The 15,616-nt window shown below is 63.0% G+C and carries 11 protein-coding genes; 7 read left to right on the top strand and 4 right to left on the bottom strand.

Annotation, left to right across the window (positions count from 1 at the left end; all coding sequences use genetic code 11):
• Positions 1-2: 2 nt before the first annotated feature.
• The 3 genes from AC1RRJ_RS00150 to AC1RRJ_RS00160 all read left to right on the top strand — a co-directional run bounded on the left by AC1RRJ_RS00150 (position 3) and on the right by AC1RRJ_RS00160 (position 4,169).
• Positions 3-2,423, top strand: a complete 2,421-nt coding sequence (locus tag AC1RRJ_RS00150) for an ABC transporter permease (protein WP_493119662.1) — start codon at positions 3-5, stop codon at positions 2,421-2,423.
• 102 nt (positions 2,424-2,525) lie between these two features.
• Positions 2,526-3,212 carry a hypothetical protein gene (locus AC1RRJ_RS00155; RefSeq protein WP_493119664.1) on the top strand — a complete coding sequence of 229 codons (687 nt, stop codon included), beginning with the start codon at positions 2,526-2,528 and terminating at the stop codon, positions 3,210-3,212.
• Positions 3,213-3,272: 60 nt separating this feature from the next.
• Entirely contained in the window at positions 3,273-4,169 is an 897-nt protein-coding gene (locus tag AC1RRJ_RS00160; RefSeq protein WP_493119665.1) for a DUF4189 domain-containing protein, read from the top strand.
• Between the two features lie 293 nt (positions 4,170-4,462).
• Here the strand turns inward: AC1RRJ_RS00160 and AC1RRJ_RS00165 are convergent, their stop codons facing one another.
• Both AC1RRJ_RS00165 and pdxR read right to left on the bottom strand, forming a co-directional pair.
• On the bottom strand, positions 4,463-5,359 hold the full coding sequence (locus tag AC1RRJ_RS00165) for a beta-1,6-N-acetylglucosaminyltransferase (RefSeq protein ID WP_493119666.1): 897 nt from the start codon (positions 5,357-5,359) through the stop codon (positions 4,463-4,465).
• Positions 5,360-5,713: 354 nt separating this feature from the next.
• Complete coding sequence (gene pdxR / locus AC1RRJ_RS00170; RefSeq protein ID WP_493119667.1) at positions 5,714-7,141, bottom strand: MocR-like pyridoxine biosynthesis transcription factor PdxR; 1,428 nt, start codon at positions 7,139-7,141, stop codon at positions 5,714-5,716.
• 174 nt (positions 7,142-7,315) lie between these two features.
• Here pdxR and AC1RRJ_RS00175 point away from each other — a divergent pair, with 174 nt between their 5' ends.
• Together AC1RRJ_RS00175 and pdxY are read left to right on the top strand one after the other, a co-directional pair.
• On the top strand, positions 7,316-8,542 hold the full coding sequence (locus AC1RRJ_RS00175) for a benzoate/H(+) symporter BenE family transporter (protein WP_493119670.1): 1,227 nt from the start codon (positions 7,316-7,318) through the stop codon (positions 8,540-8,542).
• A gap of 17 nt (positions 8,543-8,559) precedes the next feature.
• A complete protein-coding gene (gene pdxY / locus AC1RRJ_RS00180; RefSeq protein ID WP_493119672.1) occupies positions 8,560-9,405 on the top strand; it encodes a pyridoxal kinase in 846 nt (281 codons plus the stop codon).
• Positions 9,406-9,653: 248 nt separating this feature from the next.
• On the opposite strand, the gene AC1RRJ_RS00185 is transcribed toward pdxY, so the two are convergent.
• Positions 9,654-10,919, bottom strand: a complete 1,266-nt coding sequence (locus tag AC1RRJ_RS00185) for an MFS transporter (RefSeq protein ID WP_493119674.1) — start codon at positions 10,917-10,919, stop codon at positions 9,654-9,656.
• Positions 10,920-11,105: 186 nt separating this feature from the next.
• The gene (locus AC1RRJ_RS00190; protein ID WP_493119676.1) at positions 11,106-12,713 is read right to left on the bottom strand and encodes a peptide ABC transporter substrate-binding protein; all 1,608 of its coding nucleotides are present in this window, start codon (positions 12,711-12,713) and stop codon (positions 11,106-11,108) included.
• Between the two features lie 433 nt (positions 12,714-13,146).
• Between AC1RRJ_RS00190 and AC1RRJ_RS00195 the strand changes: the two genes are divergently transcribed.
• The gene (locus AC1RRJ_RS00195; RefSeq protein ID WP_493119678.1) at positions 13,147-14,301 is read left to right on the top strand and encodes an aromatic ring-hydroxylating dioxygenase subunit alpha; all 1,155 of its coding nucleotides are present in this window, start codon (positions 13,147-13,149) and stop codon (positions 14,299-14,301) included.
• Between the two features lie 132 nt (positions 14,302-14,433).
• Positions 14,434-15,582 (top strand): Rieske 2Fe-2S domain-containing protein, encoded by a 1,149-nt coding sequence (locus AC1RRJ_RS00200; RefSeq protein ID WP_493119680.1) that lies wholly within the window; start codon positions 14,434-14,436, stop codon positions 15,580-15,582.
• Positions 15,583-15,616: the final 34 nt, after the last annotated feature.

Raw genomic sequence — 15,616 nt, forward strand, 5'->3', positions numbered from 1 at the left:
CCGTGCTGCCCAGCGTCTTTTCCTCTACCCGCGGCCAGCTTGCACGCGGCAGACTCTATGCGGTCGTGACGCTCGCGGGGCTGGCGCTGGCGCTCGCCGCCGCGATCGTGATCGGGCTGTTCGTGCGGCAGCAGCACGCCTATGAAAACTTCATTCCGGGATATGAGCGTGTTTTCCGGATGACCGGCACCGTCGCCCAGCCGGGGCAGCCCGAACGCGTGTCGGCGGTGACGCCGTCGATCCTCGCGAAGGCGCTGGCCAGCCGGAGCGACCGGATCGAGGCGATTGCCCGCATCTATCAGGATAATCCGGTCGTCCGCGTGCGCTCCGATACGCCGCCGATCCGCGCGCAAGGGTTCGTCTGGGCCGACCCCGCGATTTTCAAGGTCCTGCCGCTCGTGTCCGTCAGCGGCCCGCTGGACGAGGCGCTCGCCGAGCCCGACACGGTGGCGGTGTCGCAAAGCAGCGCGCGAAAGCTGTTCGGCGGCGCGGCGCCGCGCGGTGCGACGATCGAGATCGTCGGCGCTGACGGTGCGGTCCGGCCGTTGCGTGTAACCGCGACCTTCGCCGATCTGCCCGCCCGGACGCACCTCGACTTGCAGTTCGTCGCTTCGGGTCTGGGCGCGGCGTCGCCGCTCGCGCGCGCCGATGCCAGCCCGGTGCCGACGATCAACCTGCCCATTCTGACTTATGTTCGCGGCAAGCCGGGGACGCGCGCCGCCGACCTCCAGCCCGTGCTCGACGATGTCATTCGCCCGTTCCAGGCGATGGCGGCCGCCAGCGGCACGAAGGTCGGAGGCTATGCGCTGCCGATTGCCGACATCCACTTCGGGCCGCCCGACGACAGTCCGCACGGCAAGCCGAGCGTCGACCCGGCCGTTGTCGTGGCGATCGGCGCGGTCGGGGCGCTGATCCTCCTTATGGCGTCGACAAGCTATGTCGCGTTGATGACCGCGCGCGCCGGAAGGCGCGGCGTCGAGGTCGCGGTGCGCAAGGCTTGCGGGGCAGGGCGGGGGCAGCTGATCGCCCAGTTCCTCGGCGAAAGCCTGCTCGTCACGCTTGTCGCGCTGATCCTTGGCATGGGAATCGTCGAGCTGGCGCTGCCCGCGGTGAACGGGGTGCTCGGCCTGTCGCTTGCCTTCGACCTGACGCGCGAGCCGGGACTGCTTCTGCCGCTTCTGGCCGTGTGGCTCGTGATCGGGGTGGTGTCGGGGCTCTATCCGGCCTTCATCCTGTCGTCGCTCCGGCCGACGGCGGCGCTCGGCGGCGGCGCGACCGGCCTGTCGGCGCCCGCGTGGATCGGGCGGACGATGGTGATTGTCCAGTTCGCGACGCTGACGGGACTGCTCGTCGCCGCGATCACGGTATACCGGCAGACCGATTTCGCGATCGATCGCGCGCTGGGCGCCGGACGCGGGCCGGTGCTGACGGTCACTGCGCAATGCCGTTCGGGGCTGGCGCAGGCGGCGCGCGAGTTGCCCGGCGTGCGCGGTGCAAGCTGTTCGGCCGGCGGCGCCTTCAACCTCGCGCCGCACGGCGCGGTCACCGCGATCAACCGCGAAGGGCAACGCTTCACCCCGGGCTTCGTCGAGGTCGACCCGCATTTCTTTGCGCTTGCCGGGCTCGATCCGCTCGCCGGCCGGGTCTTCGCGCCTGCGCGCGACGGCAGCGCCAGCCGGAGCGAGGTCGTCATCAACCAGACCGCCGCGCGCCATTTCGGTTTCGCTTCGCCGCAGGCGGCGATCGGCCAGCCGCTGGGCATTTCGCTGCAGGTCGGCCCCAATCCGCCGGCGACGCCCTATACGGTCATCGGGGTGGTCCGCGATGCGTCGGCGAGCGTGCTCGAGCCTGCGGGCGAACTGATCTACAGCGCCGGGGCGCCCGAATGGGGCGTGCTCGCGGTCGAAACGGCCCCCGCGGCGCTTCCCGACGTGCGCGCGCGGCTCGACCGGCTGTGGCAGGCGATGGGCGACGGCGGGCCGCTCGAGGCGCGACTGCTGTCGCAGATCGAGGCGGACCGGTACCGCACGACGATCGTGCAGGGGCGCGTAATCGGCGCCTGCGCGCTCGTCGCACTTGTTATCGCCGCGATGGGACTGTTCGCGCTGTCGGCTTTTTCCGCCGACCGCCGCCGCAAAGAGATCGGCATTCGCCGCGCGATGGGGGCATCGCCGGGCGAGATCGTCCGCCTGCTGCTCTGGCAGTTCCTGTTGCCCGTCCTCGTAGCATGCGCCGTGGGTCTCGGTGCCGGCTACGCGATCATGCGCCACTGGCTCGAACAGTTCGCGGCGCGGACCGATCTGCCGGTGTGGCTGCTGGCCGGGGTGGCGGGTTCGACGGTCCTCGTCGCTGTCCTCGTCAGTTCGGCGCAGATCATGGCGGCGGCGCGCGGGCGCATCGTCGATGCGCTCCGCTACGAATGATGTGGTCGCGGGCCGGCAGGTCTCAGGGTTTTACAAAGTTTTGTCCGCTGAGGAAGTCTCGCATGTGCGGGCCGCGGCAATCGTAGAAAGGAGAAAGTTTCCGTGCAAACAAGAAAATTGGGATTATTCGCCGCGGCGGTCGCAGCCCTGACGACAACTCCGGCCAAGGCCGACGAATGGTGGCTGGTATTCATGGGCGGTGAGAAGCCGGCGCGGCTCGTCGTCGCGGTCGATGAGGACTATATCAGTCAACCCGGGTTTTTCGGCGGGGTTTTCAAGCTTGAGACGCTGGCGATCCTTGAAAATGAAAAGAGCCCCGACTGGATCACCTCGAATGTCATCGTCGACTGCGTCGGCAAAACGATCGAGGAAAAGCTGATCCAGATCTCGCCGCGCGGCGGACCGTTGGAACGGGCGCCGGACCAGCCCGCGCGCGCGCCCAAGGATGCGGTCGAGCGCCAGCTCCTCGAGTTCGGCTGCGAAATGGGGCTGAAGACCGAAGAGCAGCGTGCTGCCTATCGCCAGGTCGACAATATGGAACGCGGCCTGCTCTACCTCGGCCAGTTCTCGATCGAGGGCGTCAATGACCTGACGTGGAAAGCCATATGGCCCGACGGCACGCGCCCGCCGCACAATGAAACGCGCACGCCCGAAGAACTCGAACAGGAAACCCAAAGAAGCCTCAAACATATCCAGGACATCATCACGCTCACCCGCGCGATGGCGGGCCAGATCATCGAAGAGGACAAGGCGGTCACGCAGCAATTGATCCGCAAAAGAGGACAATGACCCCGCTCCAGTCCGGGGCTCAGGCCCCCGGCCGATTTACAGTCAAAAAGGAATGACAGCATGAAGAAGATCGCGCTTGCGACGGCAATCTGCACGGCGGCATTTTTGACCGGCCTCGTCGGCACAGCGCCGGCGGACGCCCAAAGCTGCCCGGCAGGAACGACCTACAATCCGGGCGGCCCGGGCGGGGCTCAGCCTTGCATTCCGATATCCGACTATTCCGGGGGCAGCTCCCCGGCGCCCAGTTCGTCGGGCAGCGAAAGCCACGTGGCGATCGCACGACACCCCGATGCCGCCGACATCTGGGTCGATGGCAATTATTCGGGTGCGTATAATGACGCCGAAGCCAATTCGATAGAGATGTGCAACCGGGTGATGGGCGGCGGTTGTACGACGGGCGGAAAATGGTGGAATTCGTCGATGAAGATCCTTCGCGACAGACACGGCGATTTCCACAATATGTGGATGGGCGGCGACGCCGCCCAACGCCAGCAGGCGATGGCCGAATGTTCGGCGAAGCAGCTTTTGCCCTGCGAAGTGTTCGCGACGATCCGGTCGAGCACCGATAGCCGCAATCCCGGCGCCGAGGCGCGCAAATATTATGTAGTCTCGGCATGGGTCGTCGGCAACAAGAGCAGCGGATATAATAACAAGCTCTATATCGCGAGCGGCCATCGCAGCTACGAGGCTGCGTCTGCGGCGGCGATCAAGGCGTGCAGCGATGCGACGTCGCGCAAATGCGAAATCAATACCTGGAGTGGCAACGGGTTCATCCAGGCTGTTCGAATGGACAGCAGCGAATCCGGAATAGCGGAAACCTCGGCCCAGCGGGCGAAGCAGGCGGCTCAGCTGGATTGCAAGCAGCAGAAGAGCAGGAAATGCGATCTTCAGGCGGTGTTCGACAGCCGCAAGCCGGGGCTGTTCGTGCATGATTTCGCGGCGGGAAAGGGGGAATAGGGCCGCCCTCTGCGGCCTGTCGCTGCCCAAGCGGTCTGGACAAATTATCTGGTGCGAAACGCGGTTAGTCGAGTCCATTTTGGGCTGTCTGCGGCTTGGGAAAAGCAAAGAAGGCCGCGATCGAACATTGCCTCTCGCGGCAGACCCTCTCGTATGCACCGAGAGGATCTGCGGTGGAATGTCCGCTCTGTCAGGGATGCGCGCGAAAGCTGCCTGTCCGCTACCGGCCAAGATCGCCCCTGGCGTCGGTGACAGCGGAATATGTCCGATTCAGTGCCGCCGCTCCTGATCGGTCAGGCGTCTTCGAGCGCGGGCTTTGGCGGAGGTGTCGCTGAATCCCCCAGATAGATGCTCCCCGCTGGCGTCTTCAGATGCGCCTCGAGCAGGTCGAAGATGCCTGCGTCTTCCTCGGCGTCGAATTTGCGCGCGAAGAGGTCCGGGCTCAGCGTCAGGCGCAGCGCATCGGCGGTAACAAAGGTGCGCGGGCGCAGCTTGATGTCGCCGTCAGGCACCCAGTCTATCGTGCGCAGATCGTCGTTCATCACCTCGCCCTCTGCGGGGCTGTTCATCATCAGCGTCTGGAAAAATGCTTCGTCGGGGATGAAGCTGCGGCGATAGAATGTCTTGAAACGCTCGGCGCCGGGGTGATGGACCGCGAAATGACAAAAGCTGCGCGTCACCGCTTTCCACTGCGTTCCGATATAGGGGGTTGCGTCTTTCAGAAACGCGCGCGGCACGCGCGTGCGAAATATCCGGCCCATCGCTTCGACGAACATATGGCTGACACGGTTCATCGTATCCGGCCGTAGTTCCCGCTGGTCGAGTGCGCGAATATATTGGCGACGCGGATTGGCGCGCAGGAAGTCGCGGATATAGCCCTGTGACTTCAGCGGAAAATCTTGTCCACTGAGGTTGATATAATGGGTCCAGCTGTGGTTCATTTCCAGCAGCTGCTTCATTCCGCGCAGTTCGGCATCGACCAGACTGTACCCGCCCCACAGCGCTTTCTTCGATTCGATAATCGCCACCCCTTGGAAGGGTTTCAGAAAGGCCGCGATATCGGCGGAAAACTCGGGCCCCGACCCCTTGTCGACATGGATGACATAGCTGTTTCCGGGCTCGTAAATGGCGCGGAACATTCGTTTGAACTGTTCGGGAAAGCGGTGAAGGAGGATGAAATAGCCGATCATGAAGGCAAGCCTTTCGGATCGCCGATCCGGGCTGTCAGCTCACCGGAATCACGACCATTTTCCTGTCCCGGAAAACCCAACCAAAGTCATTTTGATCGATAGGAGACAATGCCCGACAGATGGCCTGCTGCGTTGCGACGCGACCTGGTCCAGTGACATATCCTGCATATGGGGCGGCGACTGGCGATTGTAAGGGCGAGCAATCTGCCCGCGCTCATTGTCTCGATGCGAGGCCGTCGACGTAGAAGTGCGCCCGATGTCCGCTATCTTAGGTTTAGATCCAAAAGCAGACCCTCGCAAAGCGGCCATTCGCTGCGGCGTAGTCGTTGCGCCGATACTCGTGTCCGGGCCAATCTATGGCTTCGCCACCGCTCGCAATGCATTGCCGAGTTTCTTGACCGCAACCTCGATTTCGAGCGGGGTGTAGGCAGCGAAGCCCATCAGGAAGCCGGCTTTGCCGTCGCCGGCGGCGTGGAGCGCCGAGAGGCCCATAAGCTCGATCCCGACACGGCGTGCCGCGTCGACAGCCGTGCGCTCCTGCAGGTCGCAGGTCAGCACGCAGGGCATTTGCAGCCCGCCGGGGGGAATGCGAGGCTGGACGAAATCCGACAGATGCTTGTTGATGAGACCGGCCAGCACGCCGAGCCGCTGGGCATAGACACCGCGCATGGTGCGAACATGGGCGCCGAAATGTCCGCCCTCCATAAAGCGGGCCAGCGTGAGTTGCGCCATGGGAGCGGAATGGCCATCGAGCAGGGTCCGCGCGACGGTCATGGGCTTTACGAGCTGGGGCGGCAGCACGACATAGCCAATCCGCAGTCCGGGAAAGAGCGATTTGGTGAAAGTTCCGATGTAGATGGTGCGATCATACGGATCGAGACCTTGCACGCAGGCTGTCGGCTTGCCGGCATAGTGAAACTCGCTGTCATAATCGTCTTCGATAATCCACGCCTGATGCCGCATGGCCCATTCGATCAGCGCCATGCGGCGATCCAGCGTCAGCGTGACGCCGGTCGGAAACTGGTGTGAGGGCGTCAGGAAGACCGCTTTCGCGCGGCGCGGCTCGGTGATGATCCGATCCACAACGATGCCCTGTCGATCCACCTGGACGGGGACGCATTCCAGCCCCGCCGCATCGAAGGCCTTGCGTGCGCCATAATAGGCGGGATCTTCCACAAATATCCGGTCGCCGGGATCGAGCAGCATATTCGCGCACAGCCACAAGGCCTGTTGCGAACTGGTCAGCACCAATATGCGATCGGCAGTGGCGCGCGCGCCGCGTTCGAGATTCACATAGTCGGCGATGGCGCGGCGAAGCGGCGCGGTCCCCTGCGGATCGCCGTGGAGCAGGGTTTGTGCTCCAACCTCTTTGCGGACCTGTCGTTCCAGACGTTCCCAGAGCTGGAGGGGAAAGCTTCGGGTTTCGGGTATGCCGTGGGCAAAGGGCCTTGGCGACAGCATCTCTCGAACTCCGCCGCTGCGGAACATGGCACCTCCGCGCTTGCCGAGATTTGGCGCCTGGTTGCGCAGCAGCGCGTCTCGCTGAGAAATATGACGGTTTGATGCGAACTCGGTCATTTCAGCCACGAAGCTGCCGCTGCCGACGCGCCGGTTGATGAAGCCCTCGGCATGCAGCTGGGCATAAGCGGCTTCGACCGTGTCGCGCGACACCTCCAGCGATCTGGCAAGCGCGCGCGAGGCGGGCAGGGGTTTGCCCGGACCGAGCGCGCCGTCGACGATCAGTTGCCGGATAGCCCGCTGAATTCGCGCATGAAGCGGCATTGCCGCGTGCGCGGGGCGGACAATCCATGCCTTTACGGATTCCAGTTGGGAATGCCTGAACAAATGGTCTGAACCTCTTTAAAAAAGTGGATGGGTATATCCGGCCATTGACCGGCTAATTGTCAAGATGACTCATCGCCCCCGCGACAAAAAATTCAGGAGGTCGTCACCACCATGGTACCCGGTTCAACTCCCCTTCGTTTCAGCGATATCGTGCATCCTGTCGTGGCCGGCCTGATTTCCGTCATTGTCAATTATGGCGGCACCTTCATCCTGGTTTTTCAGGCAGCGAAGGTCGCGGGCCTGAGCCCCGATCTCACGGCATCGTGGGTCTGGTCGGTTTCCATCGGCGTGGGGCTGACGGGACTGTTCCTCAGCTGGCGCTATCGTGAGCCGATCATCACGGCCTGGTCCACCCCGGCGGCGGCGTTTCTCGTTACCGCGCTGGCGACGACGCCTTATGCTGAAGCGGTCGGTGCCTATATGATCTCGGCAGCCGCATTTATCGCACTCGGCATGTCGGGCTGTTTCGAGAGAGTCATCCGCCTGATCCCGCCCGGCATCGCCTCGGGCCTGCTTGCCGGCATCCTGCTCCAGTTCGGTATCGGGGCCTTCGGCGGCGCGAGTGCCGATCCGTTGCTGGCCGGTTTGCTGATCGTCGCCTATCTCGCGCTGAAGCGCTTCTCGGCCCGTTACGCGGTCGTCGGCATCCTTCTGATCGGGCTCGCCTTTCTGCTGACGCAAGGTCGTGTCGACCTGTCGGGGTTGACGCTGGAATTCGCCGCGCCGGTTTTTACCATGCCGGTTTTCTCGCTGAACGCGCTGCTCTCCGTCGCACTGCCGCTGTTCCTGATCACGCTGACCGGTCAATATATGCCGGGGATGCTCGTGCTGCGGAACGACGGGTTCCGGACGAGCGCCAATCCCGTCGTCACGGTGACGGGCCTCGGTTCGCTCGTCATGGCCCCCTTCGGCTCCCATGCTTTCAACATCGCGGCCATTACGGCAGCGATCGCGACGGGCGAGGAGGCGCATGAAGATCCGTCGAAGCGCTGGATCGCAGGCATCGCCGCGGGCTGCTTCTATATTCTGGTCGGGGTGTTCGGCGTGACGCTGGCCGCCGTCTTCATGGCGTTTCCTGCGACCTTCATTACCACGCTGGCCGGTCTCGCGCTCCTCGGTACGATCGGCGGGAGTCTTGCGGCAGCGATGGCCGATCCGGCGTCCCGCGAGGCGGCGCTGATCACCTTTCTCGCGTCCGCCGCGAACATCAAGCTGTTCGGTATCGGCGGAGCATTCTGGGGCCTGATGATCGGCCTCATCGCCTCGCTTGTTCTGAACGGCTGTCTCCCGCGCCGCGTGCGCACCTCCCCGACCATCAGCGAAGGAGTTTCAAAATGAAATCCCGGACCATGCCTATGACGACCTCCGTCATCTCAATCCAAAGCCAGGTCGTGCACGGGCATGTTGGCAACAGCGCCGCGGTTCTGCCGATGCAGGCGCATGGACTGAACGTTGCGGCGGTACCGACGACGCTGCTTTCCAACCATCCGGGTTTCGAGACCATGCGCGGCCGGGTGCTGGAGTCCGAGCTTGTCGGCGATCTGCTGCGCGGGGTCGAGGAACGCGGACTCATCGAGACGAGCCGCTATATCGTTTCCGGCTATCTCGGCTCTCGCGCGAATGGCGAGGTTGTGGCGGCTTTCGTCAAACGGGCGAGACAGATAAACCCCGGTATCACCTATATTTGCGATCCCGTCATGGGAGACGCCCATCTCGGGGTCTTCGTGGCCGATCAGGTCGTTGAATGCCTGCGCGAAGAACTGGTTCCGCTCGCCGATCTGCTGACCCCGAACCAGTTCGAAGTCGGGTTGATCGCGGGCAGCCAGCCGTCTATCTGGCGCGAGCTGGAGGCGGCCGTTGTGGCAATTCAGGCGCGGCGCGGTGCACATGTGGTCGTGACGGGTTGCAAGCTTGCCGACACGCCAGCCGGCTTGCTGGAGAATATCATCTTCGAGGACAGGAGCTGCACCCGGCTGTCGTCGCCGCGTCTGCCGATGGTGCCGGTCGGGACGGGCGATCTTTTTACCGGTCTTCTGACCGCCAGTGTCGCCCGCGACGTGACGCTGGTTGATGCCGTCCGCCGCGCCGCTGCCACAGTGCTCGACATTCTCGGGCGCACCATGGCCGAGGGCGAGCATGAAATGCAGCTCGCCAGTGTCATGGGCACGCTTGGCTTCGTTCGCCGAAAGCTTTCACAATAAAGCCGTTATCTAGAGAGCAAGCGCTCTGGACTGACCGGAACGTCCGCTCTCTTTGTTTGGCGCCCAAAGCTGCCAGTCTCCTACCGGCCAATTCTGCCAAATCGGCGCGTCCGCAAGATAGTCTTCTGCGATCGCCCTCGGTATCGCGTTCGCGGCAGCTTGGTAGCATTGTCGATATGATTGCCATGGAACGGCGACTTTCGAACATGGTCGGGCGATCGATCGGCAACACCGGGCTCGGGCGAAGGTCAGCCTGGACGTTTGGGGTGTGGCGCGAGCGCGAAGGCTTCGAGCGTCGGCGCTAGTAGTGCGCGCCTTCGCCAGGCCCACAGGCTTGCGCCGAGGCAAATCGCGGCTCCAACGACAAAGCTGCTTTGCAGGCCAACAAAAGTGGCTGAAAGGCCTATGACAAATGCGCCGATATCGGGACCGGTTCTCGACAGGATAAACCACAGGCTGAGGACGCGTCCGCGGACATCGTCCGAGACACTGACCTGTATCAATGTCTGAACCGCCGTGGTGAATGCGACCGTGAAAAAACCCGCGATGGCGAGCAAGCCGCAGCCAATCCAGAAGTGGCTGCTCAACAGGAAAGCAGCGATACACAGGGCATAGCCGCCACAGGCCAGCAGCGAAGACACGGTCAGTCCCTTCACGTCGCGCCCGGCTGTCCATAATGCGCCGGCAAAGCTGCCGGCCGCGAGCGAGGACGTCAGGATTGCGACGCCTTCGACCCCCCGCTCGAAAATGGTCGAAACGATCGCGGGAAGGAAATCGGAAATCGGCTGCACGCTGATGAAGGTAATCAGGGCCAGTATGAACAATGTCTGGAGGCCGGGGTGTTCGCGGACATAACCGGCGCTGGAATGGAGTTCGCGCCACAGACCGGAGCGCCGGCCGTGATGGTGGGCCGATCCCGACGGACGCTGTTCGAGCCTGAGGCAGGCAATCGCAATGCTCATGCCGAGATAGGAAAGCGCGTTGAAAAGAAAGGCGAGGCCGAGGCCGCCATGCACGATGATGAATCCCGCAATCGCGGGGCCGATCATGCGCGCGAGGTTGAAGGTCATCGATCCGAACGAGATGGCGGGCGCCACGCGCTCGGGCCCGACGAGCGCCGGGATCAAAGCCATGCGTGCGGGATGGGAGGCCGCGATCACGGCTGACAGCACCACCTTGAACAGGATGATCAGCCAGATATTGAGCGCATCCATTTCATAGAGAATGAAGAAACCGAAGGTCAGCAGGAAGCTGACGGCCTGGGTCAGGGCTATGAGGCGCAGCCGGTCCATCCGGTCGGCGAGGATTCCGCCGATCAATCCGGACAAGAGCGTCGGAATGACGCCGACGGTGCTTACCACGCCGACCCAGAAGGGCGATTTGGTCATCTGCCAGACCAGCCATCCGAAGGCGATCGCCTGGATCCAGGTGCCGATCAGGGAAAGAAAATTCCCCGACGTGTAAATCGCATAGTTCCGGTTTGCGAACAAAGCGCGGATTGCAGCCATTCGCATGTGGTCATGCCCCTTATCCTGTGCGGCGGCATCGCCCGTCATATCCCGAGCTGATGTGGCGCTGCCGCATTCACGGCGGCCCGAAACGCGCTATGCCCGATGTCGAGGGTGGCCGTTCCGGCGCGGCGCGATGCGCCCCTGACGACATGGCTGCCGTCACACCCCCTGTCTGGAAGGGCGCCGCCCTTATTTCTTCAGCGACATGTATCGCGTGGGATGTTCGCCATTGATGTTGTTGGCCCAGCCGTTCACTTTCTGGCTCACGAGATAATAGCGGGTCGGGTAAAAGATCGGGATGACCGGGAAATCGTTCATCGCGGTTTCCTCGACCTTCGCGAGTTGCGCCAGACGACTAGCGGTATCGCGCGTCGTGTCCGCATTTTCGAGCGCGGCATCGACCTTCGGATTCGAATAGCGCGAATAGTTCATGACCGCTCCGGTCTGAAGCAATTGCAGCATGGCCACAGGATCGGAAAATGGCGCGTAATAATTGTAGCGCATCGCCTGATAGTCGCCGAGGCCGGCGTCGCGGATCACCCCGGTGGCGCCGACATTCTCCAGCGTCACATTGACGCCGATTTCGCCCCACATACTCTTGAGCGCGACGGCAATCTGGCGGTTGATTTCAACCCCGCCGAATTTGTAGGTCAGGGACAGGGGGCGGGCTTTGCCATAGCCGCTTTCGGCCAGCAGCTTGACCGCGCGTTCCTTGCGCTGCGCCATCGACAGGGTCTCATAAGACAGCGGCGGCGGCGTATAGCCGGGTATCGAATGCGGGACGATTCCCTTTGCGGCGGCGCCTTCGCCCTGCAGGATCGAGGAAGCGATCCGGTCCCGGTCGACCGCGAGCGACAGCGCCTCGCGGATGCGGACATCGTTGGTCGGAGCTTTCTGGTTGTTGAGCAGGACATAAAAGACCCCGATACCGGGCTCGCTGTGCAACTCCTTGGCGTAGTTGGCCTTGATCTCGGCCATCTGGTTCTGCGGAACGTTGAAGACGATATCGAGCTCCTTGGCGCGGTAGCGGGTCAGCGCGGTGGCGGGCTTCTCGATGCCGAAATAGACCACCTCGTTGATCTTGACCTGCGCCGCATCCCAGTAATTGGGGTTCTTGACGAGCGTGACCGAGGTGTTCGGGAGAACCTGCTTCAGCGTATAGGCGCCGCTCGTTGCGATCGTGCCCGGCGCGGTCCATTTCGCGCCATGCTTCTCGATAATATGCTTCGGCACGATCGCCAGTGTGCTGCTCGCGATCAGTTCCGGGAGATAGGGCGCCGGCTTTTCGATCTTGATGACAATGGTCTTGTTATCGGGCGCGCTCACACCCAGCGCTTCGAGCGGGCTTCTGCCGCTGATGACATTGCGGAAATTGACGACGCGGAACAGCGCGCGCCCGCCGCGTGCGGCGACCTTCGGATCAACCGAGCGGCGATAGGTATAAAGCACATCTTCGACGCTGATGGGGGTGCCGTCCGACCATTTGAGGCCATCGCGCAGATGGAAAGTATAGGTCAGGCCGTCGGGCGAGACCTCGTGATGCGCGGCGAGGCCGGGCCGGACTTCGCCCGCGGCATCGACCGACAACAGACCTTCGAACATATCGTTGATCAGTGCGGTGGTGTTGCCGGTCACCATCTGGGGATCGAGTGAGCGCGGTTCGCTTGAGGTCGCGCGCCGCAATGTCGTGCCGGTCTCTTCAACCGACGACTGACAGCCGGTGACGAGCAATGCCGATCCGGTCAATACGGCGACGAAGGCGATGCCGCGCAAATTATTCCGCAAACCCAGAATCATATAACTCCCCCTCGAAATCAGAGATTTTTTAAAGCCTGTCGCGTCGATCCGAATCTTGCATCCAGCTTGCACGCAAGAAAGAGGGTGTCAGCATGTTGTTATGTGAATATGACATATGAAATGCCATTGTCAACGGATGGCATGCCGGGAAATTCGCTGTCTGGCGGGGTCAGAGAAGGACCGCTTCGAAGACGCTTGATCAGCGATCACAATATGATTATCATGTCGTCATGTTAATATGATCACAGGGGTGAGGCTATCTTCGCAACGCAACGACGCGCCACCAATACAGCATACGCGCCAAAGCACTTTGTCCCTTGGCGCGGGCGCGAAAACGTGCGGCGGGGAACTGATAATTATTATACCGGGAATGGCGATCGCGACGGCATCTGCGCATTCTGTCCATCAATCGATCAATGATAGGAGCTGTCCGATGTTCATCAACAACTGGTACGTGGCTTGCGGCGTCGACGACGTAAAACCGGGCGAGCCGCATCATGTCCGCATGCTCGGCGCCGACTTTGTTCTCTACCGCGACGAGGACGGCAAAGTCGTGTGCATGAGCGACGTCTGCGTCCATCGCGGCGCGGCGCTGTCCAAGGGCAAAGTGCATGACAATGGCCGCATTGCCTGCCCCTATCATGGTTGGCAGTTCAACAAGAGCGGGCAGTGCATGAAGATTCCGGCGCTTGGCGACATCACGCCGCCGACGCGCGCGCGCGTCGATGTCTATCCTGTCGAAGAGCGTTTCGGCTGGATCTGGACCTTCCTTGGCGATGCGCCCGAGGAAGAACGCCCGCCGATCCCCGGCGACGATTGGTTTCCCGAATTTTACGACACCGAGAACTGGCGTCCGATTTCGGTCGACTATGTCGCGCCGATCAACTGGGCGCGTGCCGAAGAAAATTCGATCGATGGTGCGCACCCGAGCTTCGTTCACGCCTCCTTCGGCAGCCGCCGCGATCCAACCGTGCAGATCGTACCCGTAAACAAGCCCGATGCGTGGACCGCGAGCACCTGCCGTGAACGCACGGCGCCCGAGCGCTATCAAAAGCGTGGGCGCATGGCCGAGCTCGACAGCGAAAATCGCGGCAAGTCGCGGGCTACGACGTCGTTCACCTGGGCGGGCCTGACCCATCGCATCCATATCGAGCGCGCCGACGGGCTGACCATCTGCACGCTCGCCCACCGGACGCCGGTCGATGCCGATTCGACGCGCACCTTCATGATCCAGACACGCAATTATGAGCTGACCGACGAGATGGACGCCGAACGGCGCATCGGCCTCGATCAGGCGATCAAGGAGGATGTGTCGGTGGTCCAGACCATCCGCCCGCGGCGGCAGCCGCGTACGTCCGGCTCCGAACTGCTCACCGAGGCCGATCTGCTCGAGAAAGCATTCCGCGAGATTATCGCGCGCGAGACCGGCAAGGGATATGAGATCGACAGCGACATTGTCGAACGCGAATATGATCGCCAGGTCTATGTGATCCCGTCGCCCGCCCGTCGCACCAGCCCGAAAAACTGGGTGCACAAGAGCGTGCCGGTGACGAGAGCACCCGCGACGATCGCCGAGGCCGCCGAATAGGCTTTCCGGGGCGTTTCCGCATGGGGCGGGACGCCGACCGGACGCTTCACGCGCAAGCCGGATATCCGGAATGAGTGGGGTGGCAGGGCGGCGCTGCGTGCGCGGGGCCGGCCCGGGCGGGGGAGAGGCTGTATGTTCATCAACAACTGGTATGTCGCCTGCGCCGTTTCCGACCTGGCGGGCGACGCGCCGTTCCCGGTCCGGATGCTGGGATGTGACTTCATCCTCTTCCGCGATCAGGACGGCGATATCCGTTGCCTCAGCGCGGTCTGCTGCCATCGCGGGGCATCGCTGGCCGCGGGCCGGATCGATGCCGGCCACATCGCATGTCCCTATCATGGCTGGACCTTCAACGGGGCTGGCCGATGCGTTAAAATTCCCGCGCTTGGTGCCGCTGTCATTCCGCCGAAGCGGGCGCGCGTCGATGCCTATCCTGTTCGCGAGAAATTCGGATGGATATGGGTGTTTCTCGGTGACGCCCCCGAAGAGGAGCGTCCGCCCTTTCTCGACGACGGCTGGTTTCCCGAATTTTACGACGATGATCAGTGGCGCAAGCTGCCGCTGACCTATGAGGCCCCGGTCAACTGGGCGCGATCGGAGGAAAATTCGATCGACGGCGCCCACCCGAGCTTCGTCCACAGCGCTTTTGGCAGCCGGCGCGACGCGACGATCCAGATTGTCCCCGTGCGGCGCACGCCCTGGGGGGCGGGGACGACGCGCGAACGCACGCCCCCCGATCGTGCGCAGAAGAGCGGGACGATGCGCGCTATCACGCCGGAGACGCGCGGCAAGACGCAGGCCTCGCTCGATTTCTGCTTCACCGGCATCACCCACCGCATCGCAATCCAGCGCGCCGACGGGCTCCGGCAGGTGACGCTTTCGCACACCACGCCGATCGACGAATTTAACAGTCGCACCTTCAGCATACAGGCGCGCGATCACATGATGGCCGAGGCCTATGACGCCGAACGCCTTGCCGGCCGCCATCAGGCGATTGCCGAAGACATTGCGGTCGTCAGCACCGTTCGCCCGCGGCTGCCTCCGCAGGCGGCCGGCGCCGAGTTGCTGACCGAGGCCGACCAGCTTGAAGCGGCTTTTCGCGCGATCTGCCGTGACGTCGAGGCGAAGGGCTGGGCGATCGATTCGGATCGGGTGCGGCGCGAGGCGAGCCGCAGTATTTTTGTCATCCCTTCGGCGGCAAGGCGGAGCGACGGGCGCAACTGGGTCCACAAAGCCGTGCCGACGACCCGCGCCCGCACGGCTTCTTCTGCGCCCGGATGACCTGGCGCATCTCTTTCTTCCAGCCCTTTCAGGA

The sequence above is a fragment of the Sphingopyxis sp. GW821-FHT12C06 genome (assembly GCF_058807415.1).

Excerpts from the sequence above, each read along its gene's own strand:
- AC1RRJ_RS00160 (WP_493119665.1), top strand. The coding sequence starts at position 3,273 with ATGAAGAAGATCGCGCTTGCGACGGCAATCTGCACGGCGGCATTTTTG.
- AC1RRJ_RS00165 (WP_493119666.1), bottom strand. The coding sequence starts at position 5,359 with ATGATCGGCTATTTCATCCTCCTTCACCGCTTTCCCGAACAGTTCAAA.
- pdxR (WP_493119667.1), bottom strand. The coding sequence starts at position 7,141 with ATGCCGCTTCATGCGCGAATTCAGCGGGCTATCCGGCAACTGATCGTC.
- AC1RRJ_RS00175 (WP_493119670.1), top strand. The coding sequence starts at position 7,316 with ATGGTACCCGGTTCAACTCCCCTTCGTTTCAGCGATATCGTGCATCCT.
- pdxY (WP_493119672.1), top strand. The coding sequence starts at position 8,560 with ATGACGACCTCCGTCATCTCAATCCAAAGCCAGGTCGTGCACGGGCAT.
- AC1RRJ_RS00185 (WP_493119674.1), bottom strand. The coding sequence starts at position 10,919 with ATGCGAATGGCTGCAATCCGCGCTTTGTTCGCAAACCGGAACTATGCG.
- AC1RRJ_RS00190 (WP_493119676.1), bottom strand. The coding sequence starts at position 12,713 with ATGATTCTGGGTTTGCGGAATAATTTGCGCGGCATCGCCTTCGTCGCC.
- AC1RRJ_RS00195 (WP_493119678.1), top strand. The coding sequence starts at position 13,147 with ATGTTCATCAACAACTGGTACGTGGCTTGCGGCGTCGACGACGTAAAA.
- AC1RRJ_RS00200 (WP_493119680.1), top strand. The coding sequence starts at position 14,434 with ATGTTCATCAACAACTGGTATGTCGCCTGCGCCGTTTCCGACCTGGCG.